This is a genomic window from Flavobacterium sp. FlaQc-28, from assembly GCF_044007415.1.
Lineage (GTDB): Bacteria > Bacteroidota > Bacteroidia > Flavobacteriales > Flavobacteriaceae > Flavobacterium.
Window position 1 is genome coordinate 86534 of record NZ_JBIPCM010000001.1, and the last position, 26367, is coordinate 112900.

The 26367-nt window shown below is 34.4% G+C and carries 15 protein-coding genes; 5 read left to right on the plus strand and 10 right to left on the minus strand.

The genetic code is table 11. The features are described 5' to 3' along the window. Nucleotides 1–12 precede the first annotated feature (12 nt). The 8 genes from ACHRVL_RS00420 to ACHRVL_RS00455 all read right to left on the minus strand — a co-directional run bounded on the left by ACHRVL_RS00420 (nucleotide 13) and on the right by ACHRVL_RS00455 (nucleotide 13003). Nucleotides 13–1437: a glycoside hydrolase family 30 beta sandwich domain-containing protein gene (locus ACHRVL_RS00420; protein WP_395409498.1), complete on the minus strand. Its 1425-nt coding sequence runs from the start codon at nucleotides 1435–1437 to the stop codon at nucleotides 13–15. Between the two features lie 2 nt (nucleotides 1438–1439). Continuing rightward, the gene (locus tag ACHRVL_RS00425; RefSeq protein ID WP_395409499.1) at nucleotides 1440–2279 is read right to left on the minus strand and encodes an endonuclease/exonuclease/phosphatase family protein; all 840 of its coding nucleotides are present in this window, start codon (nucleotides 2277–2279) and stop codon (nucleotides 1440–1442) included. Nucleotides 2280–2449: 170 nt separating this feature from the next. Next, on the minus strand, nucleotides 2450–4204 hold the full coding sequence (locus ACHRVL_RS00430) for a cellulase family glycosylhydrolase (RefSeq protein WP_395409500.1): 1755 nt from the start codon (nucleotides 4202–4204) through the stop codon (nucleotides 2450–2452). 30 nt (nucleotides 4205–4234) lie between these two features. Continuing rightward, nucleotides 4235–5707 (minus strand): glycoside hydrolase family 30 beta sandwich domain-containing protein, encoded by a 1473-nt coding sequence (locus ACHRVL_RS00435; RefSeq protein ID WP_395409501.1) that lies wholly within the window; start codon nucleotides 5705–5707, stop codon nucleotides 4235–4237. 169 nt (nucleotides 5708–5876) lie between these two features. Continuing rightward, nucleotides 5877–7331 (minus strand): glycoside hydrolase family 30 beta sandwich domain-containing protein, encoded by a 1455-nt coding sequence (locus tag ACHRVL_RS00440; protein WP_395409503.1) that lies wholly within the window; start codon nucleotides 7329–7331, stop codon nucleotides 5877–5879. Nucleotides 7332–7471: 140 nt separating this feature from the next. After that, entirely contained in the window at nucleotides 7472–8338 is an 867-nt protein-coding gene (locus ACHRVL_RS00445; RefSeq protein ID WP_395409505.1) for a hypothetical protein, read from the minus strand. Between the two features lie 28 nt (nucleotides 8339–8366). Next, a complete protein-coding gene (locus tag ACHRVL_RS00450; protein WP_395409506.1) occupies nucleotides 8367–9878 on the minus strand; it encodes a RagB/SusD family nutrient uptake outer membrane protein in 1512 nt (503 codons plus the stop codon). A gap of 14 nt (nucleotides 9879–9892) precedes the next feature. Next, nucleotides 9893–13003, minus strand: a complete 3111-nt coding sequence (locus ACHRVL_RS00455; RefSeq protein WP_395409507.1) for a SusC/RagA family TonB-linked outer membrane protein — start codon at nucleotides 13001–13003, stop codon at nucleotides 9893–9895. A gap of 351 nt (nucleotides 13004–13354) precedes the next feature. On the opposite strand from ACHRVL_RS00455, the gene ACHRVL_RS00460 reads away from it, so the two are divergent. Continuing rightward, complete coding sequence (locus ACHRVL_RS00460) at nucleotides 13355–16219, plus strand: triple tyrosine motif-containing protein (protein WP_395409509.1); 2865 nt, start codon at nucleotides 13355–13357, stop codon at nucleotides 16217–16219. A gap of 37 nt (nucleotides 16220–16256) precedes the next feature. Here ACHRVL_RS00460 and murF read toward each other — a convergent pair whose 3' ends face one another. Together murF and gldJ are read right to left on the minus strand one after the other, a co-directional pair. After that, a complete protein-coding gene (gene murF / locus ACHRVL_RS00465) occupies nucleotides 16257–17543 on the minus strand; it encodes a UDP-N-acetylmuramoyl-tripeptide--D-alanyl-D-alanine ligase (protein ID WP_395409511.1) in 1287 nt (428 codons plus the stop codon). A gap of 119 nt (nucleotides 17544–17662) precedes the next feature. After that, nucleotides 17663–19348: a gliding motility lipoprotein GldJ gene (gldJ, locus tag ACHRVL_RS00470; RefSeq protein ID WP_395411067.1), complete on the minus strand. Its 1686-nt coding sequence runs from the start codon at nucleotides 19346–19348 to the stop codon at nucleotides 17663–17665. 213 nt (nucleotides 19349–19561) lie between these two features. On the opposite strand from gldJ, the gene porU reads away from it, so the two are divergent. From porU to pdhA, 4 genes are all read left to right on the plus strand, one after another. Beyond that, entirely contained in the window at nucleotides 19562–23398 is a 3837-nt protein-coding gene (gene porU / locus ACHRVL_RS00475) for a type IX secretion system sortase PorU (RefSeq protein ID WP_395409512.1), read from the plus strand. Nucleotides 23399–23439: 41 nt separating this feature from the next. Beyond that, on the plus strand, nucleotides 23440–24648 hold the full coding sequence (gene porV / locus ACHRVL_RS00480; RefSeq protein ID WP_395409514.1) for a type IX secretion system outer membrane channel protein PorV: 1209 nt from the start codon (nucleotides 23440–23442) through the stop codon (nucleotides 24646–24648). 78 nt (nucleotides 24649–24726) lie between these two features. Beyond that, nucleotides 24727–25209 (plus strand): cytidine deaminase, encoded by a 483-nt coding sequence (gene cdd / locus ACHRVL_RS00485; RefSeq protein WP_395409516.1) that lies wholly within the window; start codon nucleotides 24727–24729, stop codon nucleotides 25207–25209. Between the two features lie 158 nt (nucleotides 25210–25367). Continuing rightward, nucleotides 25368–26366 (plus strand): pyruvate dehydrogenase (acetyl-transferring) E1 component subunit alpha, encoded by a 999-nt coding sequence (pdhA, locus tag ACHRVL_RS00490; RefSeq protein WP_089052629.1) that lies wholly within the window; start codon nucleotides 25368–25370, stop codon nucleotides 26364–26366. The last annotated feature ends 1 nt before the right edge of the window (nucleotide 26367 follow it).

Genomic DNA, 26367 nt, shown 5'->3' on the forward strand with positions numbered 1-26367 from the left:
ATTTTATTTTAATTACCAAACGTAAGTTGCTACTGCTCCTGCGTTTAAAGTAGTTGAAACTTGTTTTTGATTGTATTTAATATTGAATGTTTCTGTTGTATTTCCGTCATTTTCAACAATCAAAACAATTTGTCCTGATGGTGTTTTAAAAGCGACGTTGTAAAGGTTTCCGCTGATATTACTTCCAATTCTAATAGAACCTTCAGGTACAAATTTAGAAGCGTGACCAATAATATAATATCCTACTTCTCTTTTAATATTCTGATTTTGATCAATCATTAAAGCGCCTTTGCAAGTCGAACATCCGCCTGGTGTAAATGGCTTGTAGAATTCATCATTTGCTAATCCCCACGAAAGTGCATTTACACTCCAGTTGCGCATCGAGCCAATCACGACATTTTTTACACTCCATTTCAAATCAGATTCAAAACTGCTTCCTGACCCTGTGTACTGTTCTGTAAAATACAAATCTTTGTTTGGATAAGCATCGTGAACTTTAGACAGGGCACTGATATCTCCTTCGTATAAATGAAATGCTGAACCTGCTACAAAAGGCAGTGCTTCTGGATCATTTAAAATAGTCAAAGGGTATTCTGGTTTATTGCAGTTGTGATCGTAAACTACAATCTTGGTTTTAATTTTTGCTTTCGCGAAAGCAGGACCTAAATGATTTTTTATAAATTCTGCCTGTTGTTCTGCAAGCATCAGTAAACTTGGATTATTTCCTGGATGTAATGGTTCATTCTGCGGTGTAATGGCATCAATTACAATCCCATGCTCTTTCATCGCTTGAATATATTTTACAAAATACTCGGCATAAACCTGATAATATTTAGGCTGTAAACTTCCGCCTTTTGAGCTTCCGTTGTCTTTCATCCAAACTGGCGGCGACCACGGTGAACCCATGATTTTTATTTGTGGATTTATGGCTAAAATCTCTTTTAACAGCGGTACAACATCATTTAAATCTGGTCCAAGATTAAAATGTTCCAGTTTTAAATCTGTTTGCCCTTCTGGCATATCATCATACGAAAAAACTTTTTCATTCAAATCTGAAGCTCCAATACTTATACGCAGGTAACTTAAACCAATGGCATCCTTTTTTCTAGAAAACAACTCTTGAAGCAGGGCTTCTTTTTTTGCTTTATCTAGTTTTAAAATCGTCTGAGCACTTCCTCCTGTTAACGAAAATCCAAAACCTTCTATAGTTTGAAATTTCTGAGCAGGATTTACTTCAATAGTTTGGTTTGAATTAGTTGCTGAACTAAAAACTAAATCGTCCTGTTTTTTAAGTTTTGATGTTTCATCTGTTGTCGTAATCCAAGATTGTGCTTTTCCTGAATTGGTTACAACATTTTTTGAAGATCCGCATTTTATCTGTACTGCAATAAGAGGCAGTAACAGTAAAATTTGAAGTTTTTTGTTGATGTTTTTCATATTTAATCTACTTCTATTAGAACAGGTAAATGATCTGAAGGATATTTTAAATCTTTAGAATCACTTAAAACTGCATGTTTTTGAACTGTGAGCCCGCTGTTTTTTGAAATAAAAATGTAATCTATTAATAAGGTTACAGGCTCATTGTGTTTGAAATTATTAAAAGTTCCAGATGGACCAAATGGTTTTTCTTTTGAAACATCTCTAGTGTCATCCATTACTTTTTTGATTTCAGTAATTTGAGGTGTGTTGGGTTCTGAATTAAAATCACCCATTAAAAACACAGGATATTTTTTTGTATTTATTGCTTTTATTTTGTCTAAAACAACCTGTACGCCTTTAACTCTTGCTACTTCTCCCATGTGATCAAGGTGCAGATTAAATACATAAAACGTTTTTTTAGTTTTTAAATCAGTAAAAAGCCCGTAAGTACAAACTCTGTTGCAAGCGGCATCCCAGCCTCTTGAAACTACATTTGGTGTTTCTGAAAGCCAGAAGGTATTAGAATCTTGAAGCTTAAAACGATCCTTTTTGTAATAAATCGTACAGGCTTCTCCAGTTCCTCCTTCTTCTCTTCCTATTCCAAATTTGCTGTATTTCGGCATACCTGATGCAATATCAATTACTTGACTTGGCGTTGCTTCCTGAACTCCAAAAATATCTGGGCTGTAAAATTGTACTTGAGACATAAAATAGTCTTTTCGATTTGGCCAGGCATTTTCTCCATCTGAAGCAACATTTAAACGAATGTTGTAGGTCATAATTTTTAAATTTTGACCATAAAATGCTCCGCTTACTAAAAGCATCATTACCACTAAAACAATTGTATTTTTCTTTTTCATATTTAAAAAATTTTGATCCGTAAAGCTAATGTTTCCTTAGCCTTAAAGAAAAAAACTTATTTAAAAGTTATGTTAATTATATACGTCAGGATAATCAATATTAAATATATCATCACGTTTTATTTTATTGTTTTACTTTGTTTCTTAAACAATCAAATTGATATTTCTTTTTACTTTTTTGATTTTCCTTTTTTATTCTCTGAAAAATCTAAATAGTTTAAATTGAAACCTCCTTTTTCAAAAACGGCTTTAATCTTGTTTTGTCCTGCATTCAGTTCTACATCAGTTAAGATTATGGTTTTCCATTTTTCATTTCCTCCGGTGGCTGGTAATGTTATCGATTTTGATGTTCCTTTTCCAGTTTCTAAATGAAGTCTGCCTTCGGCCTTTTCACTTGAATATCGTATAGCAATATTGTATTTATTCTGCTTTTTAACTTCGGTAGTAAACTGCAGCCACTCGCCGTCTTCAATAAATGAAACTTGATAACCGTTTGATCCTGCGTCTTTGCATGGCAGAATATCTACACCGTCATTTCGCATTGTATTTCCTTTATTCCAATCTTCAAATTTGTTAGTTTCAACTCTGTAATTCACAAAATCTTTATCGGAGTATGCATAACCGTTTGTTCCTAAATCATAATGTGTTGCTGCAATTTTTCCGGGAATTGTATTTTTCTTGTACGCCTTAGTATCATTTGTGTGTACTTGTCTAAACATCGCATCAATTACATCTGGTTTAACGGTTACGTTTTCCATTTTGTAATTATCTGCCATTTTCATTAGTGTTTTTTTAGAAAAATCTGCTGTTGGTTTTTGTCCGCCGTCTTTCCAATATTTCAGTAAAACATCATATTCTGGAATTTTAGTAACTGAGGTTACTCCCGCAATGTTTTCGATTTTTTTCATTGGCCAAAATGCCCATCCAATATTATTGGTTTCCATCAACGTAAGCGCATCCTTAAACCAAACATTAGAGTTTTCGCCGCTTTCTCCTAACCAAATAGGTACGTTGTACTGTGTCCTATAGTCCAACATTTTCTGGATTGATTCTTTAGTATTATAGTTCCAATATTTATGAAAACTCAATGCCATATTATCATCCCATAAAGGGAAAATTCCGTTGTAATTATTTCCCCAGCAGTTTCCTTCAATAAAAATTAAATGATTAGTATCGACTTCACGAATTGCTTTTGTAACAGCAACCATTAGATCTCTCAAAGGGCCGTTTGAATTTTCATCACAGCCATTTTTATTTGTTCCTGTAAAATTCCAATTGGGTTCATTAATAATATCATACGCTCCAATCCATGGATTGTCTCTATAGCGAGAGGCTAATTTTTTCCATAGAGCAATCATTTTTTTCTGATTGGCTTCACTTTGCCATAATGATGGTTTTGTTGTATCGTAATCAGAAATTGCCGCATCATTTCCTTGTCCGCCCGGAGCTGCATGCAAATCTAGAATTAGATAGATTTTGTTTTCGGCACACCATTTCAGCAAATTATCTGTCATTGTAAAACCTTCTTCTATCCAAGTGATATCACCATTTTTTTCTTCTTCAATTGGCGGTGTATATAGATTATAATGCATTGGAAGACGGATTGAATTGAAACCCCACGCTGCTAACGAGTCTACATCTCGTTTTGTTAATCCGTTTGCTTTGTAAGCTGCATAAAACTCTTTTGTTCCCTGCTCGCCAATAACGTCTTGAATTTTCTGTTTTATTATATACTGCGGACTGGCAAAGGGCTGTGTCTGTATCATGTATCCTTCCTGCACCATCCATCCGCCTATACCAAGTCCTCTTAATACTATATTCTTTCCATTGCCGTCAACAATTTTCTGCCCGTCTCTATGTAAAAAACCTTGTCCTGCAACGGCAATCGAACACAAAAGCTGTACTGCTATTATTATTTTTTTCATCTGAAAACTATTTTGTTTTTTACTCGATTTTTATTTCCAAGTATAGGTTGCCACTGAACCTGCTTCTAAAGAGGTTGTGATCCATTTATCATTGAACTTGATATTGAAAACTTCTACAGCAGTTCCGTCATTTTCAACAATTAAAACTTTTGAACCTGATGGGGTCAAGAATGCCACGTTTTGAAGATTTCCACTTGTATTACTAGCAATTCTAACAGAACCTGCTGGAACAAATTTTGAAGCATGCGCAATAATATAATAAGCAACGTTTCGCTGAAAATTTTCGGTTGATGTTACTGTTAAAGCGCCTTTGCAGGTGTTGCATCCACCTGGAGTATGAGGTTCGTAATTGCTGTTGTTGGCCAAATTCCATTCTAGTGCATTCTTGCTGTAGTTTCTCATTGAACCAATAACTACATTTCGCATATGCCATTTTAGATCTCCTCCGAAATTTCCTGTTGAGGCGGTATATTGCTCTGTGAAATAGACATTTTTTGTTGGGTAAGCATTGTAAACATTTGATAATGCACTGATATCTCCTGCATACAAATGAAAAGCTGATCCGTCTACAAAAGGAAAAGCATCTACATCTGCTAAAATTGCTTTTGGATAACTTATATTATCACAGTTATGATCATAAATAATAATTTTGACATTTAAATTGGCCGCTTTAAAGGCTGGACCTAAACTTGTTTTTATAAAATTAGCCTGCTCTGCTGCCGACATGTACATACTCGGATTATTCCCGTCGTGTAATGGTTCATTTTGTGGTGTTATGGCATCGACTGTAATACCTTCGGCTTTCATTTGCTGAATGTATTTTACAAAGTATTTGGCATAAACATCATAATATTTGGTTTGCAGTTTTCCGCCTATAAAGCTGTCTTTATCTTTCATCCATAAAGGTGCAGACCAAGGAGTTGCAAGTATTAAGATCTTAGGATTAATAGCCAAAATTTCTTTTAAAAGTGAAATTACTCCTGCTTTATCTTTTTCTAAACTAAATTTTACCAAATCTAAATCGGTTTCTCCAGTCGCAAGATCATTATAAGTAAAAGGAGATGCGTTTAAATCTGAAGCTCCTATGCTAATTCTTAAGTAGCTTACTCCTATCGAGTTTTCGCCTGAACCAAAAAGTTCCTGCAAGAGAGCACTCTTTTTCGCTGCTGTTAATTGATTAATTACTTCGGCGCTTCCGCCTGTCAGCGTATAACCAAAACCATCTATTGTTTGATATTTTTGTGAAGCATTTACTTCAATGTTTGGATAGATATTGTAAGTGGTTCCAAATCCTAATGTTCCAGATTGTTTTGCGAGTAAAACACTTTGATCTCCTTTGGTCAGCCAAAAATCGACATCGTTTGTAACAACAACTGGAGGTACAACAGGCGGTGTAACAGGTCCGGGATCTGCGGCATCATTTGATGAGGAGCATTTTACTTGCGAAAATACCGCCAATATAAAGAACAATGTTTTTATAGTATTTTTAAAGTTTCGTTTCATTTTACTTTTTTTAACTTGATAACAACATATTACAACCGAAGCTACTTGTAATAGAATAATTTACAATCGCTTCATCATTAGCTTAGAGAATATTTTTCTTTCAAATGCAAAAAAAATGAGGGTCAAAATGGATGATTCAAGTCAACCCTCTTATTTACTTAAAAACATTCTAGTAAACTAGTGTTTGTATGGCATGAGCTGGAATTTTAACGATTGTTTTTTCAGCTCCAATAATTAAATTGTAATTCATCTCTTTATCTGTTTCATTCATTACAATTGTTGCCATTGTACCGTTGGTATTTAAAAATGAGGTACTAAACAATCCGCTTCTGCTTACTGCTGTACTTACTCTTACCGCGTTTAAATGGATGAATTTTGAAAAATGCCCAATATAATAATAAGATGGTGTGTAGATTAACTCGCCTGTTTTTGTGTCAGCATGAATTGGAGCAAAACAAAAATTACCAACGTGATTTGGCCCTCCTTTTTCATCTAAAAGAATATTCCAATCTGTCCATCCCGCAGTTCCGTTATTAAAATCATTCATCATAGAAATGCCATATCTTTCTCCATTTGCCCAAAATTGATATTTTTTAGCATCAAATTTCTCTACGCAGCCTTCTGTAAATAATAGTTTTTTATCAGGATATGCCTCGTTTACTTTGGCTACATTATCAAACATTGATGCACCGCCAGACCAGTTTTCGTACCAATGAAAACCCATTCCCCAAACATATTTTGATGCTTCTGGATCGGAATAAATTACGTTTGCTCTGTAGTTCATTAAATCACGATTGTGATCCCATGCAATGATTTTAACATCGCCTAATTTTTCTTTTTTTAATGTTGGTCCTAGAAAATTTTTAATAAAATCTCGCTCGGCTTCAGCAGAATAAATACAAGATTCCCAAGTTTGAGTTGCCATTGGCTCATTTTGTGTAGAAGTTCCCCAAATTGGTATTCCTTCTTTTTCATAAGCTTTTATAAACTTTACATAAAAGTTTGCCCAAGTTTGGTAATACTCTGGCAATAAAATTCCGCCTTTCAAGACATTTTTGTTGCTTTTCATAAAGGCATTTGGCGACCATGGCGCAACGTAAGTCAGTAATTTACCGCCAGCAGTTTGAATGGCTTGTTTGATTAACGGAATACGGTACTGTTTGTCATGCTCAATCGAAAATGTTTTTAAATCTTTATCATCCTCTTTGATATAGGAATAGCTTTCACTGCTAAAATCGGAACTTTGTATTGTGGTTCTTAGCAAAGAATAGCCAATTCCTTTTTGCTTATCATAGTAGGCATTTAAAAATTCTGTTTGTTTTTCTTTTGAAAGTTTGGCAAAAACTTCGGCACTTGCATCTGTTATTGCGCCGCCGATTCCCATAAAAGTTTGGAATTTTTTTGATGGTTCAACAAAAACGGATACTTCTGTTTCTAAAGGTTGTTTTGCTGCCGAAAAGGATAAATTATCTGTTGAAGTTAATCTTAAATTAGTATTCTCAGCAGTTGTATAAACCGTAACTTTCTTTCCGTTGGTTGTAAATTCTTTCTTTGCTTTTGTCTGCTGGGCAAGTGCCGACAGCGAGAACAAAAAGCATAGAATCTTTAAACTATTTTTTTTCATTCTTTCCTTAAATTATTAAATTCTAAATAGAAGTTTTTTATTTCAGAAGCTCTTTTCTGACCGTTTAAGGATTTAAAAAATAGCCCATACTCATAAATGATTATGGGCTATTTGCAACCAAACTTAAACTTAACTTAAACTTACTTTCCTCTTAATTCGACGCTTTTAATGGTAATTCCGCCTGGAGCGATTCCACCGCCGCATCTAATCATTAGATATATTTTTCCTGTAGTGCTAAATTTAACAACATTACTTACAGCGTCTAGTTTTGCATTTTTAGTACATCCGATGGCTGATAATTTACCCGAAACTGGGTTCTTACCGCAGCCATCCCAAGTATTTAAGCCCATTACTTTTCCGCCGTCGCTATAATCCCCAGAAACTGTTGCTGGATCTTTTTCGCCTGCATAAACTTCAAACCACATATCTGTAGAAGCACCTCCAGAAACCACCATATCAATAGTATATTCCTTGTCTTTTACTACATCTATAGCTTGATAAATTCCTGCATGACCTCCGCTTACAGTTGCTCCTTTATCACTATAAACCCAGTCACCGGTTGCTTCATAAATAACTTTTTTCCAGTTAGCTTGATCTGCAGCTGTTTTAAAAGAACCTCCTTTTACAAGATTTCCTTTTGCAAGATCTGTAGTTGCAACCACAAGCTGTGCACTAGCGGTTCCTGTAGCTCCACCTGCCCCCACTGCTGTATGGGTGATTGTATAGGTTCCTGCATCTGGCAATGTAATGATCTCATTCATTTTTCCTGGATATTCACCGTCTCCGGTATTCCATCTTGAAGAGATAACGTTTTTTGTTTGTGCAACTAAAAGATAAGTATTTGATGCTCCTTGAACAGGAGTTACTGTAAATGCTGCATCAATATTACTTCCTATTAAAACGTTGGCATTACCCGTTTCATCGTCACAACTTATTAATGTTCCTAACCCTAATGCCAAAGCCAGCATTAGGAAAGTACTTTTTTTCAAATTTATATTTAGGTTCATATTCTTTGTTTTTGGTTAATTAGTTCGACTATTGATAATTAGGATTTTGTTTCAATTTAGTACCGTTAAGTTCTGTGTACGGAATTGGGAATATCTCATCTGTACCTGCATCAAAACCTCTATCTGCTAATGCTGCTGGAGCATCTCCCCATCTTACTAAATCAAAAAATCTATGACCTTCGCCAGCCAATTCCATTCTTCTTTCATTTTTAATAGCCGCTAATGTTACAGGTATAGAACCCAAACCAACTCTTTTTCTAACGGCATCAAGTAATTTTTGTGCTCTGTCTCCAGATCCTAAAGCTTCTGCTTCCATTAAGTAAGTGTCTGCAAGTCTGATGATATAAGAATTTTGTTTGTAGTTCAACTCTGCATTACCTCCACCGGTACGAACATCTGATTGTCTTGGCAAGTATTTATTCAAGAAATAGCCTGTATCTTGGTAAGCTGGAATATAATCGATTTGACCAGCCGCTTTAAGTGCTTTCAAATCTAAAATCGTAGCTCCAAATCTAGGATCATCTTTCATTGCGTTATACAATTTTTGAGTAGCAACATTAAAAGCCCATCCCGAAGGAAGATCTGGCGCAGTAGAACCTTCTGTCAGTACATATCCTCTTGGTCCAACCATAACGTTTAGAGAGTTTCCTTCATCTTTACCAGTTCCCCAAAATGTCCAGTCAGAGTTACCTGCGCTGGTATGAGATACTTCTAAAAGTGATTCTGCATTAAACTTTTTTGAAGTGTCCCATAAATCACTAAACTTATCCAACAGCTTATTTCCATATTGATTTTCAACCCCCGGCGTTCCATTTACTTCTGCAAGAACAGTAGCCGCTTCGGCTTTTTTACCTTCAAACAAAAGTACTTTTCCTAATATGGCTTGAGCTGCCCCTTTGTTAAGTCTTCCCGCTTCAGTCTCTGGTACAACTTTATTTGGTAAAGCTGTAATCGCTTCTTTTAAATCTTTTTCTATTTGTGCATAAATTACATCTGGTGTAACTTGCTCTGGGTCGTAAATAGTTTGCGTATTTAGCGGTACTAAAACCAATGGAATGTTTTTAAACAGTCTTACTAGGTTAAAATAGTACAGGGCACGTAATGCTTTTGCTTCTGCAGCAAATCTAGCTCTTGCACCATTATCCATTGTAGCCGCAGGAAGTTTTTCAATCAACAAATTAGCTCTAGACACACCTTGATAGTGGTCATTCCAGTAACTCCCTGGAACACTGATTGAAGTAAGTGAGTGCGTAGAAAAATTCTGAATTCCGTTTCCATCTGTTGCACTACCTCCACCAGCATAAAAATCATCGGATCCAGCATTTAACATTGCTACCAAATTTTCGAAACCTCCAGTGTTCTTTCTTAACGGATCATATACTCCCATTAAGGCTGCGTAACATTGCTGCTCATTTGAAAAATAAGTACTTGTGTCAAATTTTCCCTCTGGATTAATGGTGACAAAATCTTCAGAGCAAGATCCTCCTAGAGCTGCCATTGCTATAGCAATATATATGTATTTAAATTTTATAGTTTTCATAATTCTTTAATTTTTTAAAATTGAACATTCGCTCCAAACAAAATAGATCTTGCTTGTGGATAAACTCCTTTATCTACACCAAATACTTGACCTCCAATTTCTGGATCGTATCCGCTGTATTTTGTAAAAGTGACTAAGTTTTCACCTGTTAAATAAAAACGAACTTTATCTGCACCAATTTTAGAGGATAAGTTAGTTGGCATTGTGTATCCAAGTTGAACAATTTTTAAACGTAGATAATTTCCATTTTCAAGATAAAAATCAGACATATTACTGTAATTTTTATTTGGATCATCGTTTGTTAATCTAGGATAATCATTTGAAGTTCCTTCTCCAACCCAGCGGTCTAACGCTTTTGTTTGATAGTTTGCGTTCAAAACGTCAAGTCTTCTTAATCCTTGGAAAATTTTACTTCCTGCTGCACCTTGAGCAAATGCCATAAAGTCAAAGTTTTTGTAATCTAAATTCAAAGTAAGACCAAATGTATATTTAGGAATATTTGTTCCTAAAAACTGTTTGTCATCATCCGTAATTGAACCATCTCCGTTTGAATCTACCCAACGGAAATCCCCAGGTCTGGCTTTTGGCTGCATCAACTCTCCTTTTGCATTTTTATAAGCTGCAACTTCTGCTTCATTTTGAAAAATTCCTGCAGTTTTAAAACCATAGAATTCATTGAATGAATGCCCAACTTGTGTTCTGGTTACTGGTCCCATAGACTGAAAACTAGCGTCTCCAACAATATAGTTTGTAGATGATCCTACGTAAGTGATTTCATTTTTTAAATAGGCAAAGTTTCCGTTTACACCTAAATTAAATTCTCCAAGTCTTTTCTTATAACCTAGTTCAATTTCAAAACCACTGTTATTCATATCGGCAATATTTGCAGAAGGCGGATCAACAACCCCAACATATCCAGGAATAACAACGTTTCTTAAAATTCCTGTTGTTCTCTTTTTATAGTAATCTACTGAAAGATTAAAATCATTAAAAAGTTTTGCATCAAGACCTACTGTAGTTTGTGATGTTTCTTCCCATCCTAAATCAGCATTTGGAAGTGTAGAATTTCCGTAACCCGTTGTAATTGCACCAGCATTCCCAACAGAATAGTTATAACCACCAACAACTAAACCTCTATATTTAAAATCATCGATATTATCATTACCAACAACTCCATAACCTCCGCGTAGTTTTAAAGAGTTAACAACATTGTTTTCTTTCCAAAATCCTTCTTTAGAAATTACCCATCCTAAAGAGAATGAAGGGAAAACTCCGAATTTTTTGTTTTCGCCAAAACGAGTCGATCCATCACGACGAACAATTCCTGTAAAAAGGTACTTTTCTTTAAAATCATAGTTAGCACGCAAAAACAACGATGCTAATTTGTGTTCTACAAAATCCTCAGCTGTATTAACTCTATCGGTTTGAGGTATATCAAAATTAAAAGAAGCATCTTTATAGCTTGTAATTGGTAAACCAAACATAGTTACACCAATCATACCGCCAATGTTTTCAACATAAGCTCCTTGTCCAGCAAGAATGTTTACATTGTGATCTCCGAATTTATTAGAATAGGTCAGGATATTTTCAAGAGTCCAAGAAAATGATTTTCTGTTTTCCTGCATGTAGTTGTTTCTATCCGCTTTCATGTTTGGATTTAAGAAAAAAACAGGTGTAAAACCTTCTTTTCCCCAGTAAGCCAATTTACCGCCAAGTGTAGTTCTAAATTTTAAATGGCTGGTAATATTAGCTTCTAAATAAGCATTTCCAACAAAATCATCTGACCAGTTAAATGCTCCTAATCTAGTTTGCATGAAACCTAGTGGATTGGTCATTTCTTGTTGTACTAAAGACGAAATTCCATAAGGACGCCCGCTTGCATCTCTAACTACATTTGGATTTGCATAAAAACCTGTGCCGTCTACTGCTGGATCAGTAACAACAAGTGGAGTAATAGGGTCTAAGTTAATTGCAGAACTTAAAGGCCCTCCAAATTCCGTATTTGGATTATCAAGACCTTTACTTTTTTGGTGTGTATAACCAAAAGTTTGTCCAAATGTAAAGTAATCAGAAATTTTATGTGTTGAATTTAAACGGAAATTTTTCTTTGTGTAGTTTGAAATTTCTGTTGCCACAATTCCCTCTTGATCTTGTATTCCGAAAGAAGCATAAAAAGTAGATCGTTCACCTCCGCCGCTGATGCTTAATTCATGTGTATATCTAAAAGCTGAATCATTAAAAATAGCATCCTGCCAATCTGTGCCTTTTCCTAGAGCTGCTGGATTTGCATATTTAATCGGGCCGCCGTCAGCCATTGATTTTTCATTCATAAGAGCACCATATTGTGCGGCATTAAGAAGATCTAATCTTTTAGCAGGAGTTGAAATCCCAGCAAAACCATTATAGTTTACAGATATTTTTCCTGATTTTCCTTTTTTAGTCGTAACTAAGATAACTCCCGTAGCAGCACGAGTACCATAAATCGCCGCAGAAGCTGCGTCTTTTAGGACTTCAATAGATTCAATATCACTTTGGTTAATAAAACCAATCGCATTTGCATCTACTGCAATACCATCAACAACCCATAACGGATCATTACCTCCTTCTCTAAAAGTAGTTATACCTCTAATACGAACCTTTGAAGCGGCACCTGGTTGTCCTGAAGTAGCTGCAACAGAAACCCCCGCTGCACGACCTTGCAGAGTTTGTTCAACTCTTCCGTTTGGAACTTTTTCAAGATCTGCCGCTTTTACACTAGAGATTGCTCCAGTAACAACTGATTTCTTTTGAGTTCCATATCCTACAACCACTACTTCATTTAAGGCTTGTGATTCTGGTGATAACTTAATTGTAATTTTTGTTCTGCCGTTTACAGCTTCATTAACTGTAGTGTATCCAATAAATGTAACTGTCAAAACTCCATTTGACGGTACTTGTAATTGAAATTTTCCATCAAAATCAGATGCGGTTGACTTAGTTGTACCTTTTAGTAAAACTGTTGCGCCCGGAACTGGCATTCCACTTTCATCATTAATTATTCCACTAACTGTGACATCCTGAGCCACCGCTATAACCGAGAATAACAAAGACGAAACACAAAAAATAAGTAATTTTGTTAATTTCATTTTTCTAAAAATTTTGGTTAATTAATTAGTAATTTGATGCAATAATAATGTTAATATTTTACTATCGATAACTAATATTCCCTACAAAAACACATCAAATTAAAAAAATACACATTACAAAAACACATCAAATTTTATATAAATTATTAATTTTGAATAGTTTAAAATCGAAATAAATGATGTTATCAAAATGTTAATTATAAAAATAAACACTACACTATCATAAGATTGCTTATTTTTATTAAAAAAACATTGTTCTATATCGTGATAGTACCTAAAAAACAAATATAAAACACTACAAACAAGCACATTACAACCTATTTCTCTAATCAAACTCAAAAAACCACAAAATTGATAAAACCACACATTTACATCGTTTTTTTTATATTATTCACAATATCCATTTTTTCGCAGGTAAAGAATATTGGCCTTCCAGATATAAGAAATTACAAGCGAAACGAATACAAAGGCGGTACCCAAAACTGGAATATTGATCAAGATAAAAACGGAAATCTATATTTTGCCAATAATAATGGTTTGCTCCAATTTGATGGAGCAACATGGCGAAAATATCCTTTGCCCAACTTAACTTCTGTTAGATGTTTAAAAATTGACAAATCAGGAAAAATATTTGTGGGCGGTTATAATGAGTTTGGGTATTTTAAACCTGATCATAGCGGACGGCTTAAATACACGTCATTGGCTAAAAAAGTGGATAAAAACAAAATTAAAATCATTGATTTTGTCTGGAAAATTCATTCTATTGGTGATCAAACTATTTTTCAATCTTTTGCCAGAGCCTATATTTTCAAAGACGATAAGTTAACTATATTAAATGCCCCAAAAAGATTTCAGTTCTCATTTGTTGTTAATGGAAAACTTTACTTTCAAGATGTCGAAAAAGGAATTCTAGAATATCGAAACGGAGGTCTTTATGTTTTACCAAATACTACAAGCTTGAATGATACTGAGATTTGGGCCATGCATTCTATTTCAAAAGATAAAACATTGATTGTTACACTCGAGAAAGGCTTGTTCCTTTATGAAAACAACAATATTGTTCCTTGGAATACTGAAGCAAACAGCTTTGTTAAAAAAAACAATTCATTAGGTGCCGTACTTATCAACAATAAATTTATTGTGCTGAATACGGTATTAGACGGAATTATTATCTGCGATTTTAATGGCAAAATAATCCAGCATATAAATAGAAAAAAGGGATTGCAAAACAATACCGTTTTAACTTCATTTATAGACAATAAAAACAACCTTTGGCTGGGGCTCGATAACGGAATTGCTTTTGTTAATGAGACTTCTCCTTTTACCTATTTCGGATTTAGTTATGACATTAGTACGGTATATGCTTCGGTTATTTTTCAAGGAAATTTATATGTAGCAACCAATCAGGGTGTTTTTTATCACGCTTGGAATAACAGCTTTAAGGAAGATGTCTTTAAACTAGTTGAAGGAACTACTGCTCAATCTTGGAATGTTCAGGTAATTGACAATGAATTAATATGTGCAAACAATAGAGGTGCACTTGTTATTAAAGGTGACAGAGTAACTAGGATAATTGATTCTAGAGGTTATTTTGGATTTAAGAGAATACCAAGTCATCCCGGATTCTTTATTGGCTCCAATTATGATGGTTTTGCCATTTTTCAAAAAACAGCCCGCGGATTAATATTCAAAAATCAAGTTTCTGGATTTGACAAATCATCAAATAGTTTTGAACTTGATCAATTGTATTTTTGGCTTAAAAAAGACGAGTCTATTTATAGAATGGCGTTAAGCGAAGATTTAACACGGTTTGCAACTATTAAAAAAATTGATCAATTAACTCCTAGGTTTAAAAACATAGGAAGTCTTCAAAAAATTGGAGGAAAAATTTACTTTCAAACTAATAATCATTTTTATAAATACTCAAGCGAACAAGACTTATTTTATGAAGATAAAAACGTAACAGCGCTCTTTAAAAATATTCCTGTGATAAATGCTTTAAGCGAAGATTCTCAGTCTAATTTATGGTACACATTTGATGAGTCTATTGGGGTCTTAATGAAAGATCATAATCAATACAAAAATAGTATCGTCCCATTTTCAAACTTAACTGGTAATTTGGTCAGCAACCATTTATCAGTAAATACAATTGACTCTAAAAATATTTTTATCGGATTAACAGATGGACTTGCTCATTACGATTTCAGCCTGCAAAGTACTCATAATACTAAACCTAAAGCTTTTATACGCAGTTTTTCATTCCCCGGTGATACAATTGTAATTGGAAATAATCAAACTCGAACCGAAAACATTCGCATACCTTATGCTTCAAATAATGTGCGATTTACCTTCTCGTCACCTACTTATGAGAACCTCGAAAACGTTCAATTTTCGTATCAATTAGAGCCTTTTGATGACAAATGGAGCAATTGGTCTGTTGTATCTTTTAAAGAGTATACAAACTTACGAGAGGGCGATTATACGATGAGGGTTAAGGTTCGAAACAGTTACGGAATTCAATCTGATCCATCGGCTGTTACTTTTACCATTTCTCCTCCTTGGTACAGGCATTTTCTAGCTTTCATGATGTATTTTATAGTGCTAATTATAGCGATTTATTTTATTTCGGATAGAATTAAAATGAAAATAAGAAAAAACAAGTATTATGAAACTATCGAACAGCGACGTCTTTATCTTGAAAAAGAATCAAGGATCAGACAAGAGCAATATGACTTGGAAAAAGAAATCGAGAAGTTAAAAAACGATAAACTTCAAATTAAAATCCTAGCGAAAGACAAAGAATTAGTTAACAACTCTTTACAGGTAGTAAAGAAAAACAAAATTCTAAATGGAATCATCCATAAATTAAAAGAAATAGATGTGGAAGCTTTGGATGATTCTACTAAATTTCAAGTCAGCAAACTTAATAAGAGCATTGTAAAAGAAGTAAACACGGATAAAAGCTGGAAAGATTTAGAAAAACACATTAAAAATGTTCATTTTGAGTTTTTAAAACGCCTAAAGGAAAAATATCCCACAATTTCGCCTCGCGAACTGGATTTATCTACTTATTTATTAATGAATATGTCTACTAAAGAAATAGCCGAAATTATGAATATTTCGACTGGCGGTGTAGAATTAGCCCGATACCGTTTAAGAAAAAAACTAGGACTAAATAAGAAAGAAAACCTGATAGGTTTTTTAATGAGTATTTAAATTGAAAAAGCCATTCGAGATAACGAATGGCTTTTTACTATGAAATATATTCTAATGTACGTTCAAGAGCCATTCCTCTTGAGCCTTTTATTAGAATTGTATTATTATCGAACTGAACTGTTTTAAGATAATCTGCAAACGAATCAAATGATTCAAAGAATTGGATTGTATCACTCAAAATTTTATGTTCGTAAAATGATTTCCCAATCAAATAACTCAAACATTCATTTTCTCCTGTCAAAGAATCTACAATTATTTTATGTTCTTTTTGACTTTCATTACCAAGCTCAAACATATCCCCAAGAATCATTATTTTACCAATGTTTTCTAATTGCAGAAAGTTTGTAATAGCAACTGCCATACTGCTTGGATTTGCATTGTAGGCATCTAAAATAATCTCATTTGAACCTTTTTTCAACAACTGCGATCTGTTGTTCTCAGGAATATAATTCTCAATAGCTTCTTTCACTGCCTTATCGTCAACCTCAAAATATTTACCGATAGTTACAGCTGCATTTATATTATTAGCATTGTAAAGCCCAATTAAATGAGATTCAACAACAAAATGATCATAGTTAACAATCACAAAAGGATTCGCCGTAATATTTTTAATCTTTAAATCCGCATTCTCTTTATTCACTCCAAATGTGAATGCCTTTATTCCTTGTGATTTTTCGATTTGAATGGGATCTTCAAGATTTACAAAAACAAGTTTGTCATTTTTTGCCAAATATTGATACATCTCGCTTTTTCCTTGTATAACTCCTTCAACGCCGCCAAAACCTTCTAAATGTGCTTTACCAAAATTTGTAATATAACCATAATCTGGCTGAGCTATTTCACATAAAAACTCAATTTCTTTTTTATGATTGGCTCCCATTTCAACAATTCCAATTTCAGTTTCTCTTGTAAAAGACAAAAGTGTGAGCGGAACTCCAATATGATTATTTAAATTACCAATTGTTGCTTTTGTTTTGAACTTCTTAGACAATACAACATTTATCAGCTCTTTTGTAGTGGTTTTTCCATTACTTCCTGTAAGAGCAATAATTGGCAGTTTTAAATAGGCTCTATGATATTTTGCAAGTTCCTGCAATGTTTCTAAGCTGTTTTTTACAAGGATAGTTCGCTCATCGATCAAATAAGATTCGTTGTCAATAATAACAAATAACGCTCCTAAATCGAGTGCTTTTTGAGTAAAAGTATTGGCATCAAAATTCTCTCCTTTGATGGCAAAAAACATAGATTCTTTTTCAATTTTCCTTGTGTCAATTGAAACTGATTTACATTGTAAAAACAAATTATGAATGTCCTGAATATTCATTTAATTTTTTATTTAATAGACCATAAAAATAGAAAAAAAACAATAAAAAAATTCCAAATTCCATACTGAAATATTCAGCTTTTGGAATTTGGAATTTTTTATATTGAAATTTCTAAAACTTAATTTCTAGGTGATTTTTTTCTTTCTGTTTTTGCACCTACTCTTGACATAGCACATCTAAATCCGATGTAATCTGTTGCCATATCTTGAGGGAAATATCTTCTTTGAGCTGGATCTAACCAATATGCTCTATCTCTCCAAGAACCTCCTTTGTAAACTCTAACCTTATCATCAATTAAAGTAGTACGTTTACTAGAGTTATCATATTTTCTAATCATTTTACCTAAACTGTCCGTTGTTACGTTGTGTTTAGGAGAATTGTACATTGCTTGGTCAGCTTTTGATCCTGATTCAGAATCTCCAAAGTCAAAATATCTTGAAGATTGTTTATCACCATCTCTGTAATTGATATTATTACTTGTACTGAAGTTTTGTCTTAAATATGTTTCTTGCTCATCAACCGGAACCTGAGCGATTTCTCCTGGAAGATTTCTCGCAATTACTTTTCCATTGCTTAATGTGTCATATTTAATAGTAGCAGTTGTAACGATTTCAACTTTACCATCTTTACCTATTTTGTTTTTAGCATATTGATTTCCTCTATAGTAGTTAAAATCATTTGCTTCATTATCAATAATTGGTCTGTAAACATCGGCAACCCATTCTGCAACGTTTCCTGCCATATCGTATAAACCGAAATCGTTTGGAGCATAACTTTTCACAGAGTTTGTAATATCAGCACCGTCATCAGACCAACCTGCAATTCCACCGTAATCACCGTTTCCTTGTTTAAAGTTAGCTAACTGATCACCTCTATTTTTACGTTTCGCTGAACGAGTGTAATCACCAGACCAAGGATATTTCTTTTGTCCTTTGTAAATGTTATATTCTCTTTGTCCAACATCTGCAGCAGCAGCATATTCCCACTCAGCTTCAGTAGGAAGTCTGTATTCTGGTAAAATAATTCCAGAAGAACGTTGTGCATATACATTTTTCTCTTCAGGAACTACGCCGTCTTTTCCAGCTTTAGGTCGTTTTCCGTTTGGATTTTTCTTTATTACAATTTCTTCGCTTCCACCACGTGAAGTACTAGGAGACATTAAATATCCTTCAGTATTAAATGCATTTTCAGCAGTTACATCACTAGTTTTAGCTCCTTTTTGAAGGTAACCATTTTTTTCTAAAACTGCTTCGTTTACACGGTCGGTTCTCCATTTACTAAATTCAACAGCTTGAATCCAGTTTACACCAACTACTGGGTAGTTTGCATATGATGGGTGTCTTAAATAGTTATTTGTCATCGTTTCGTTATACCCCAAACGATTTCTCCATACTAAAGTATCAGGTGAAGCTCCTTCGTAAATATTCTTGTAATTTTCTTCTGTTGGAGGGAAAACTTTTTTCAACCACTCAAGGTATTCTAAGTACATACCATTGGTAACTTCAGTTTCATCCATATAGAAAGACTGAACGTGTTGCTGAGTAGGTGTGTTATTCCAATCGTGCATAACATCATCTTGTACTTTACCCATAGTAAATGTACCTCCTTCAACAAAAACTAAACCAGGTCCTGCCTGTTGTTTTTTTCCTGCATTTCTAGCAGCAGTTCCATTCTGACTATCTACATCCCAGCCAGTTGCTCTTGAAGCGTGAGTGGAACTCGATTTTTTGCTACAACTAGCCGTGCCCAACATCAATACCATTGACATCATTAATTGCAAGACTACAATTTTGTTTACTTTCATACTCATTCTTAGGTGATAAATTTAGGTGCTGCAATATAATAATTAACATTTAATTAGCAACATCCGTTCTAATAATTTTATTTAGCTGTTTTTTACCAGAAAATAACCTATAGTTACGAACGCAAAAATATACTTTTTATTATTTACTGTAACATGAAATACTATATTTTTACCTACTAATTTTTTTTTAATTAAATTTCGCTTTTTCAGATAATGAAACAGTTTCTAATAGTATACTTTCTATTGCTTCCAATTCTCTCATTCTCTCAGTTAAACGGGAGCTTGACACTTGATTGGCAAACCAAAAAAGAGATGAATTACGGCGACTTTAAAACCATAATTCCGTACTTTTCAGGAAATACTTTTCGTTACGACATTACTAAAAAAAACTTAACACTCCTGCTCAACCTAAATCAGTCAAACATTTCAAATAATTCTTCTGTACAAATTACAAATACCATTTATGAATCAATTTCAAAAGCCGATTTAGGTGACTTAAACCCTGAAAACATCCCAGATAAACTTAACGAATCGTTAAAAAGTACGAGTGCTAGAGACACAAAACAAAACTTTCTGTTTCTATACCCTATTATAAAGGAAGGAAATAATTTCAAACGTCTGCGATCATTTTCTTATTTCATCACAAACACTGCTTCAAAAAACAGCAATTCAACAGCTTTTCAAAAATCAAATTCCATCACAAATTCTGTATTAGCTTCGGGCGATTGGTATCGTTTTTATGTTGAAAAATCAGGAGTTTACAAAATTTCAAAATCTTTTTTGCAAAGCTTAGGCTTTGATCCCGGAAAAGAAGATCCAAAAAGAATAAAAATCTATGGTAATGGCGGACAAATGCTCCCTTTATCAAACAACATTTATTACCCCGAAGATCTAACAGAAAATGCAATCCAAGTTATTGGAGAAAATGACGGTATTTTCAACAACGAAGATTACATTCTTTTCTATGCAGAAGGCACAGAAAACTGGAGTACTGAAAGCCAAACAAATTTAAATTTGTACGATACAAAATCATACTATTATATTACCAGTTCCGGAGGAGAAGGCAAAAGAATTCCAAATGCAAGTCAGCCATCAGGAATCAGTACTTTAGAACTCAATACGTTTGATGACTATCAGTTTCATGAAGTAGACCAAACCAATCTTGTTCATTTAGGAAGACAATGGCTTGGAGAGGCATTTGACATCAATCAGGAACAAGAGTTTTCTTTTAACTTTCCAAACATTGACACATCTTCACCAGTAAAAATTGAAATAAATACAGCCTCCGCAGCCTTTACCCCTACTTTCTTTGTTATTTCTGCAAATGGTCAAAACATTGGAACTATAAACTTCAACAGCCTTTCGACAAGTTCCGAAATCAAATATCTAACACAAAAACTACCTGTAAACACAACATTTTCTGGTACAGAAAACATAAAAATAAAACTTACCTATAATAACAATGGTGTACCGGGCTCAAAAGGCTTTCTTGACTACATCAATTTGACTGCAAAAAGAAAACTTCTTGGCACAAACAAACAATTCAAGTTTCAGTATAACGCTGCCGGCTCGACAATTGGAATTGTAAATTATACTATTGGAAACGCTTCGACAATTTCTCAAATTTGGGATATTACAGACCTATATAATGTATCGAAATTTGAAAACCCAAATCAAGCTATTTTCAGCTTCAAAGCAAACCTGGGAGAAGTTAGAAAATATATCGCGATTGATCCCTCAGATTACTTTACTCCTTTAAAAGAAAACCAATCTAAAGTTACCAATCAAAACTTAAAAGGAACACTTTTCAAAAACAATCAAAACAGTTTTCAAGATATTGATTACGTAATTATAACCCCAAAATCATTAACCTCACAAGCAGAAAAATTAGCCGTTTTTCATCGCACTAATTCAAACTTAAGTGTAAAAGTTATTGCGCTTGAAAATATCTATCAAGAATTTTCATCAGGCAAACAAGACATTGCAGCAATTAGAAACTGCATTAAATACATTTACGACAACGCATCATCTCCCGAAAAAAGAATAAAATACGTAAACCTATTTGGTGATGCCTCTTATGATTACAAAAACAGAATTCCAAGCAACACCAATATTGTACCTATTTATCAATCTCCAATAAGCAATACAACTGGGGAAGCATCATTTGCCTCTGATGATTTTTATGGCTTAATGGATTCAAACGAAGGAATTGTTGGCTACCCTTTTGGAGGAATTGACATTGCCGTTGGCCGAATGTTAGTCTCAGACAATGTTCAAGCACAGGAAATGGTCAACAAGGTACTTGAATATTACGACACAAAATCTTATGGAAACTGGAGAAACAACTTCGTTTTAATAAGCGATGATTCCGACCAAAATTCTGATGCTTCTTTACAAACTCGTCAAAACAATCTAGCAGATGTAATTGCTTCAGAAAAACCTTTTTTCAATATCGCCAAAATCATTTTAGATTCTTACACACAAGAAGCTTCTGCCGGCGGATCACGCTATCCAAAAGCTAGAACTGATTTTTTTAATGCTTTTGAAAAAGGAGCTTTAGTTTTTAATTATCTAGGTCACGGTGGAGAAGACGGTTTGGCAAGCGAGCGAATCTGGGAAAAGTCCGACGGACAAAACCTAAACAATCAATACAAATACCCGCTTTTCATTACAATAACCTGCGAATTTTCAAGATTTGACGACCCGACAAGACCAACTGCAGGCGAATATACTTTTTGGAACCCAAAAGGCGGAGCCATCTCAATGCTCACAACCACTCGAGCGATAGGTCAGTTTAATGCCGAAAATTTCAACGACAATTTAAGCAAAAATCTTCTTTCCTACAGCTCCAATCAATACAACAGCATTGCCGAATCACTGCGAATTTCAAAAAACGAAAACCCAAGCGCCTCTAGCAATATTATCGTATATATAGGCGATCCTGCATTAATGCTCGCTATCCCAAAACCTAAAATTAATTTAACCAAAGTAAATGATATTGCGATTTCGCAGCCAATTCCTGATTTTAAATCATTAGCAAAAATCAAAATCACAGGTGAAGTAACAGACGAAAACAATATTGTTTTAAGCAATTATAACGGAGAACTTTCAACTGCCATTTTTGACAAGACAATTACGGCTTCAACGTTAAACAATGACGGATACAGCCCTGCTATTTCATTCAAAACTCTAGGAGAAACCATTTTTAGAGGAAATGCATCTGTAACCAATGGTCAATTTGAATTTAGTTTTGTTGTACCTAGAGATATTCGCATACCAGTTGATAATGGTCGAATTAGTTTTTATTCAAAGAAAAACCAAGCACTAGAAAACCAAACCGGCAGTACAACTATCATTAAAATTGGCGGTATAAATGAAAATGCACCACAGGACAATATAAGTCCAAAAGTTAAGTTATATATGAACGATGAGACTTTTGTATCTGGCGGAATTACAAACGATTCCCCCTTTCTTTTAGCATTTCTAGAAGACGAAAACGGCATCAACACTGCCGGCGGAATTGGCCACGATATAATTGCTGTTTTGGATGGAGATGTAAGCAATCAATATATTTTAAACGATTACTATCAAACAAAATTAGACGACTATACAAACGGAAATCTGCGTTTTCCTTTGAGAAATTTAGCTCCGGGTATGCACACAATTAGTTTCACCGCGTGGGATGTTTACAACAATCCTGTAACAAGCGAAATCCAGTTTATAGTTGTTGGCGACGATGCATTAACATTAACACACGTTCTTAATTACCCTAATCCATTTTCAACGTATACTCAATTCTGGTTTTCTCACAACAGACCTTATGAGCCGTTAGATGTTCAGGTTCAGGTAATGACAATAACAGGAAAAGTAGTTTGGACAAAAAACCAAATTATTACCACAGAAGGCTTTTTATCTAGAGAAATATCATGGGATGGTAAAGATGATTTTGGCGATCGAATTGGAAAAGGAGTTTACATTTATAAACTTACCGTTCGATCTAATTTAACAAATAAAAAAGCAGAAAAATACGAAAAACTTGTAATTCTATAATAATATATATATTTGTAACATAAATACCTTTATCCCCACAAATGAAAAAAATATCGTTTTTATTAATTTCTTTATTAATTATTTCATTCGCAAAAGCCCAAAATATTGAACGCCCCATTACAACAGGAGTACCCTTTTTATTAGTTGCTGCAGATGCGAGAGCTGCCGGTCTTGCAGATCAAGGTGTTGCTACTTCTTCAGATGTTTTTTCTCAACAATGGAATCCCGCTAAATATGCTTTTTCAGAAGATGCCCAAGGTTTATCAATCAGCTACACACCTTACTTAACAGATTTAGCCAATGACATTTCACTTGGACAATTAACTTATTACAACAAAATAAACGAACGAAGTGCTTTTGCAGGAAGTCTTAGATATTTTGGTTTTGGAGGAATTGAACTAAGAGAAACCGGAGATCCAAGTGAACCTACCAGAGAAGTTAGTCCTAACGAACTTGCACTTGACGGTTCTTACTCATTAAAATTAAGCGAAAAATTCTCGATGGCAGTTGCCGCCCGTTTTATCAGCTCAAACCTAAAAATTCCGTCAGGAGAAGTTGATGCTTCCGCTGCAAGATCATTTGCGGTAGATATCGCAGGTTTTTATCAATCAGAAGAAATTGCATACCGTGATTTTAACGGAAGATGGAGAGCAGGTTTTAATGTTCAAAATTTAGGACAAAAAATAAGCTATGACAACGACGATTTAAGCTCAAACTTTTTGCCTGCAAATTTAAGAGTCGGTGGTGGATTTGATTTTATTTTTGATGATTATAACAAATTAGCAGTTTCTGTAGAGCTGACAAAACTTTTAGTCCCTACACCTCCTGGACCAGGAACACCTGTAGACACAAATGGCGATGGCGATTTTACAGATCCTGAAGATATCTCACAAGAAGAAGCAAATTCTATAAACTATAAAAACTACAAAGACACTGGCTGGGTATCAGGAATATTCAAATCATTTGGAGATGCCCCGGGAGGCTTCAGTGAAGAGATAAAAGAAATAACCTACAGCGTTGCTGCAGAATATATGTATCAAGATGCCTTTGCTATGCGTTTAGGTTATTACCACGAAAGCCCAATGAAAGGAGCAAAACAATTCTTTTCTTTAGGAGCAGGATTTAAATACAACATCATGAAAGTTGACGTGTCTTATTTATTCTCATCATCAAATGTTAAAAATCCTTTAGAAAACACACTTCGCTTTTCTTTAACCTTTAACTTTGGAGACAAATACGAAGTATATTAAAAAAATCAAATAAAAAACAATCACAAATCCAAATTTCTAAAAACTTAGAAATTTGGATTTTTTTTCCCATAAAAAGAAATGAAAGAAATAAGCATTACATCATCATTTACAGTTTATGAATCTATAAAAGAAGTTTCAGTAGAAATTCAGGATTTAATGACACAGGCAGTAGAAATTCGAAAAAAAGCATATGCACCCTATTCTCAATTTAGAGTTGGAGCCGCTTTACTTTTGGATAACGGAAAAATAGTTTTGGGCTCAAATCAAGAAAACGCTGCCTATCCATCAGGCTTATGCGCAGAAAGAGTTGCTATTTTTCATGCAGGAAGTATTTATCCAGAAGCCAAAATTTTAAAAATAGCTATCACAGCAGCTTCAGACACCAATCAAACCAAAGCGCCGATTCCGCCTTGTGGATCGTGTCGACAATCTATTGCAGAATATGAAATCAAACAAGATACCCCTATAGAAATCTATTTTATGGGTGAAATTGGTGAAGTTTATAAATCAGCATCCCTAAAAAATTTGCTCCCTTTTATGTTTGATAAAAAGTTCTTGTAAAAAAAAGCCAAAAAGTGCCTTTTAAATTTTACTTCTTAATAGGAATGTCTTATTTTTGCATCCCGACCTTTCGGGCGCAAATTTGTGGGAGGAAACTATTTTGCGTTATAGGCAACAATTGATAACACAAACAAACTTTAGCAAAAGAAAGAATTCAGATGAAAGAAGTTACAAAAGAAGTATATTTAAAGTGGTACGAAGACATGCTGCTTTGGAGAAAGTTTGAAGACAAACTTGCAGCATTATACATTCAACAAAAAGTTAGAGGTTTTTTACACCTATATAATGGTCAAGAAGCTGTATTAGCAGGTGCATTGCACGCTATGGACTTGACTAAAGACAAAATGATTACTGCATACAGAAACCACGTTCAGCCAATTGGTATGGGAGTTGATCCTAGAAACGTAATGGCAGAACTTTTAGGAAAAGCAACAGGTACCTCTAAAGGCATGGGAGGTTCTATGCACATTTTCTCTAAAGAGCACCGTTTTTACGGAGGACACGGAATCGTAGGTGGACAAATTCCTGTGGGAGCTGGTTTAGCTTTTGCAGATAAATATTTCAATACCGGCGGTGTTACCATGACATATTTTGGTGACGGAGCTGCTAGACAAGGTTCACTACACGAAGCTTTTAACATGGCTATGTTATGGAAATTACCAGTTGTATTTATCGTTGAAAACAACGGTTATGCAATGGGAACTTCTGTTGAAAGAACTGCAAACCATACTGACATCTGGAAACTTGGTTTAGGTTACGAAATGCCTTGTGGACCAGTTGACGGAATGAATCCTGTAAAAGTTGCCGAAGCAATGACTGAAGCAATTGACAGAGCTCGTCGTGGAGACGGACCAACTTTCCTTGAAATGAAAACGTACCGTTACAGAGGACACTCTATGTCTGATGCACAATTATACCGTTCTAAAGAAGAGGTTGAAGAGTACAAAAAAATCGACCCAATTACACAAGTTCTTGATGTAATCTTGGATCAAAAATATGCTACTGAAGAAGAAATTGAAGTCATTGACCAAAGAGTTAAAGACTTGGTTGAAGAATGTCAGAAATTTGCTGAAGAATCTCCATATCCAGATTTACAACAATTATACGACGTAGTATACGCACAAGAAGACTATCCATTTACACCTCATAAACTATAAC

Coding starts and splice junctions, on each gene's coding strand:
- ACHRVL_RS00420 (WP_395409498.1), bottom strand. CDS start 1,437: ATGAAAAACATCAACAAAAAACTTCAAATTTTACTGTTACTGCCTCTT.
- ACHRVL_RS00425 (WP_395409499.1), bottom strand. CDS start 2,279: ATGAAAAAGAAAAATACAATTGTTTTAGTGGTAATGATGCTTTTAGTA.
- ACHRVL_RS00430 (WP_395409500.1), bottom strand. CDS start 4,204: ATGAAAAAAATAATAATAGCAGTACAGCTTTTGTGTTCGATTGCCGTT.
- ACHRVL_RS00435 (WP_395409501.1), bottom strand. CDS start 5,707: ATGAAACGAAACTTTAAAAATACTATAAAAACATTGTTCTTTATATTG.
- ACHRVL_RS00440 (WP_395409503.1), bottom strand. CDS start 7,331: ATGAAAAAAAATAGTTTAAAGATTCTATGCTTTTTGTTCTCGCTGTCG.
- ACHRVL_RS00445 (WP_395409505.1), bottom strand. CDS start 8,338: ATGAACCTAAATATAAATTTGAAAAAAAGTACTTTCCTAATGCTGGCT.
- ACHRVL_RS00450 (WP_395409506.1), bottom strand. CDS start 9,878: ATGAAAACTATAAAATTTAAATACATATATATTGCTATAGCAATGGCA.
- ACHRVL_RS00455 (WP_395409507.1), bottom strand. CDS start 13,003: ATGAAATTAACAAAATTACTTATTTTTTGTGTTTCGTCTTTGTTATTC.
- murF (WP_395409511.1), bottom strand. CDS start 17,543: ATGAATATTCAGGACATTCATAATTTGTTTTTACAATGTAAATCAGTT.
- gldJ (WP_395411067.1), bottom strand. CDS start 19,348: ATGAAAGTAAACAAAATTGTAGTCTTGCAATTAATGATGTCAATGGTA.
- porU (WP_395409512.1), top strand. CDS start 19,562: ATGAAACAGTTTCTAATAGTATACTTTCTATTGCTTCCAATTCTCTCA.
- porV (WP_395409514.1), top strand. CDS start 23,440: ATGAAAAAAATATCGTTTTTATTAATTTCTTTATTAATTATTTCATTC.
- cdd (WP_395409516.1), top strand. CDS start 24,727: ATGAAAGAAATAAGCATTACATCATCATTTACAGTTTATGAATCTATA.
- pdhA (WP_089052629.1), top strand. CDS start 25,368: ATGAAAGAAGTTACAAAAGAAGTATATTTAAAGTGGTACGAAGACATG.